Origin of the sequence: Mesorhizobium sp. M1E.F.Ca.ET.041.01.1.1 (genome assembly GCF_003997355.1) — a bacterium.
In the GTDB taxonomy this organism is placed as follows: Bacteria; Pseudomonadota; Alphaproteobacteria; order Rhizobiales; family Rhizobiaceae; genus Mesorhizobium.
Genome location: NZ_RZSL01000677.1, coordinates 1 through 2,901 on the forward strand (window position 1 = coordinate 1; position 2,901 = coordinate 2,901).

At 63.9% G+C, this 2,901-nt stretch carries 5 protein-coding genes; 4 read left to right on the forward strand and 1 reads right to left on the reverse strand.

All coding sequences use genetic code 11. The features are described from left to right. Together EOA38_RS32435 and EOA38_RS32440 are read left to right on the forward strand one after the other, a co-directional pair. Positions 1-574, forward strand: a 574-nt coding sequence (locus tag EOA38_RS32435; RefSeq protein ID WP_245480978.1) for an FAD-binding oxidoreductase, incomplete at its 5' end; no start/stop codon positions are given. Between the two features lie 183 nt (positions 575-757). Then, positions 758-1,324: a DUF6101 family protein gene (locus EOA38_RS32440; RefSeq protein ID WP_127301147.1), complete on the forward strand. Its 567-nt coding sequence runs from the start codon at positions 758-760 to the stop codon at positions 1,322-1,324. Between the two features lie 167 nt (positions 1,325-1,491). Here the strand turns inward: EOA38_RS32440 and ubiA are convergent, their stop codons facing one another. Next, positions 1,492-2,475 (reverse strand): 4-hydroxybenzoate octaprenyltransferase, encoded by a 984-nt coding sequence (gene ubiA, locus EOA38_RS32445; RefSeq protein ID WP_127221407.1) that lies wholly within the window; start codon positions 2,473-2,475, stop codon positions 1,492-1,494. Here ubiA and EOA38_RS39460 point away from each other — a divergent pair. Further along, complete coding sequence (locus tag EOA38_RS39460) at positions 2,474-2,614, forward strand: hypothetical protein (RefSeq protein ID WP_189350248.1); 141 nt, start codon at positions 2,474-2,476, stop codon at positions 2,612-2,614. The genes ubiA and EOA38_RS39460 overlap by 2 nt on opposite strands. Positions 2,615-2,797: 183 nt before the next feature. Continuing rightward, positions 2,798-2,901 (forward strand): phosphoribosylamine--glycine ligase N-terminal domain-containing protein (locus tag EOA38_RS32450; protein ID WP_145966175.1); only part of this gene is annotated, 104 nt, incomplete at its 3' end.

Here is a 2,901-nt window from a genome sequence, read left to right on the forward strand (position 1 = left end):
GTGGTATGTCTTGATGCAGGTTTCTTCCGGCCGTTCCGAAGAAGACGGCAGGGCGCTGATCGAGGAGATTCTTTCGGCCGGCCTCGAGAAGGGCATCGTCGGCGACGCTGTGGTCGCGGCAAGCCTTGCCCAGGGCGATGCCTTCTGGAATTTCCGCGAGGTGCTGCCCGAGTGCCAGAAGCCCGAGGGCGCCTCGATCAAGCACGACATCTCGGTACCGATCGCCTCGATCCCGGACTTCATCGAGACGGCCGCAGGCGCCGTCGCATCTGTCAGCCCCGGCGCGCGCGTCGTCTGCTTCGGCCATATGGGCGACGGCAATCTGCACTACAACATCTCGCGCCCCGAAGGCGGTGACGACGAGGCGTTCCTCGCTCTCTACCGCTCGATGAACAACGCCGTGCACGATGTCGTGCGCTCCTTCCGCGGCTCGATCTCGGCCGAGCACGGCATCGGCCAGTTGAAGCGCGACGAACTGATCGCCACGGCGCCGCCGATGGCGATCGACCTGATGCGCCGGGTAAAGGCGGCCTTCGATCCTGCCGGCATCATGAATCCCGGTAAGGTTATCTAACTCTTCCCACATCTTGTGGCTGGTCGCATTCCGATAACCATGGCTGAGATCAGCAAAATTTAACCGACTTTCTTAAGCGCGGCGGTAAGAAGCGAGCACTAATGTTTCTCCCATAACGAGGCCGGAAAAACCGGCCCGGAGAGAACCGGAAAACGGCCCTCAGGAGAAACAGGAAGGCATTCGATGAACACTGGACTGAAGCCAGTCTGGGCGGGACGCAACATGCGTCTCGACCCGTTTCGCCTGCCGCAGATGGTGAGCTATGCCACGCGCGACGACTATGGCGATGTTACCTTCACCATCGACCAGCGTGGCGCGATCATCCGGCGCATGCTGGAGATGAGCGGCCTGCCGGCGATCATCGCGCTGCCCGCCAATGCGTTCCGCGGCGTCGCCGCCCGCGCCATGGAAGATCCGGACGGCAATGTCACCGTGACGCTGGAGCTTCTGCACAATGATCCGATGCTGTCGGTGCCGCTTCTGGTCGCCGACGATCTCGACGACGTCGCCGCCGACTGGCGCGCCTGGGCCGACGCCTATCGTCTGCCGATGCTTCTGATCGAGGCCGACGGCATTGCCCGCACGCTGGAGGAATCGCTCGGCGCCGCCATCAAGGCGCTGCCGCCGCAGGAACGCCGCAAGGGCCGCGTATCCAACATGCGCCGCCCGCGCTTCCTCGCCCGCCGCAGGACCGGCAATCTTGGCCTGAGGCTCGTCATCGGCGGCGAGGAGATTATTGCGCGGGAGTAGCCTTGGCGCCTTTCCTTCTCCCCTTGTGGGAGAAGGTGGATCGGCGCGCAGCGCCGAGACGGATGAGGGGTGTTCCAGCGGAGTGAGACGCTGGCTTTCCCTGGAGCACCCCTCATCCGTCGCCTTCGGCGACACCTTCTCCCACAAGGGGAGAAGGGAACGCGTCACTACACCAGCGGCTTCAACGCCACCCACAGCGCGCCGCCGATCAGCCCCAGAAAGATCAGCCAGCCGACCTGATTGTTCGACTTGAACAGCTTCAGGCACTGATCCGGATTGTCGATGTCGAGCCGGATGATCTGGCGCGCCATATGCGCGCCGGCCGCAATCAGGCCGGCCAGCGCCGGCATCGGCACCTGCGCCGAGGCGAAAGCGATGGCGAAGCAGACGAGCGTGCCGCCATAGAGCCCGACCAGCCAGGTCTTGGTGTTGTCGCCGAAAAGCCGCGCCGTCGAGCGCACGCCGACAAGGGCGTCGTCTTCCTTGTCCTGATGCGCGTAGATCGTGTCGTAGCCGATCACCCATAGGATCGAGCCGATATAGAGCATGATGGCCGGCCCATCGAGATCGCCGAACTCGGCCGCCCAGCCCATCAGCGCGCCCCAGGAGAAGGCCAGGCCAAGCACGAATTGCGGCCAGTTGGTGATGCGCTTCATGAACGGATAGACCGCGACGATCGCAAGAGAGGCGATGCCGAGCGGAATGGCGAAGCTGTTGAATTGAAGCAGCACCGCGAGCCCGACCAGCGCCTGGATGACCAGGAACGCCCAGGCCTGGCGCCGTGTCACCTTGCCGGCCGGCAGCGGACGCGAGCGGGTGCGCTCGACCTGGTTGTCGATGTCCTCGTCGGCGAGGTCGTTGTAGGTGCAGCCGGCGCCGCGCATGGCGACGGCGCCGACGAAGAACAGCAACAGGTACCAGGGCGCCGGCAGTAGCGTCAGCAGCGGGTCGGTCGGACGCGGATAGGCGCTTGCCGCAAGGGCCGCTGACCACCAGCAGGGCCACAAAAGCAATTGCCAGCCGATCGGCCGGTCCCAGCGCGCGAGCTGCGCGTAGGGCCACAGCCAGCGCGGCAGCACCCTGTAGACCCAATGGCCGCTCGGCGCATCAGCGACGCGGCCCTGGGCCGCTTTCGACTGGATGGTTTCCATGGATGCTGGAGTGGCAGCACGAATAGGCGTCGTCAAGCGGCAGCTAGAGCAATTCCAGGAAAAGTGTGAAGCGGTTTTCCGTCCGGAATTGCGTGAAAACAAAGAGATAGAGTGGTTCGCCGTTTCCGTGAAACGGTGAACCGCTCTAGTCGCTCAGCCGGTGAAAACATCGTGAGGCGGCAATGCCTTTTCCGTCTGGACGAAAGCCTGCGCGCTCTTGTTCTCGTGTGCAACTGCCGCCAAATTGCCAAGACGCCTTGACCCGTCGCCCACGGACCAATAGCGGGTTCAGGGCAGACACGATCGGCAGCAAGAGGTGGCCATGAACGTTCTTCTTCTCGGTTCGGGTGGCCGCGAACACGCGCTTGCCTGGAAGATCGCCGCCTCGCCGCTGCTGACCAGGCTTTATGCTTCGCCCGGTAATCC

Excerpts from the sequence above, each read along its gene's own strand:
- ubiA (WP_127221407.1), bottom strand. The coding sequence starts at position 2,475 with ATGGAAACCATCCAGTCGAAAGCGGCCCAGGGCCGCGTCGCTGATGCG.
- EOA38_RS39460 (WP_189350248.1), top strand. The coding sequence starts at position 2,474 with ATGGATGCTGGAGTGGCAGCACGAATAGGCGTCGTCAAGCGGCAGCTA.
- EOA38_RS32440 (WP_127301147.1), top strand. The coding sequence starts at position 758 with ATGAACACTGGACTGAAGCCAGTCTGGGCGGGACGCAACATGCGTCTC.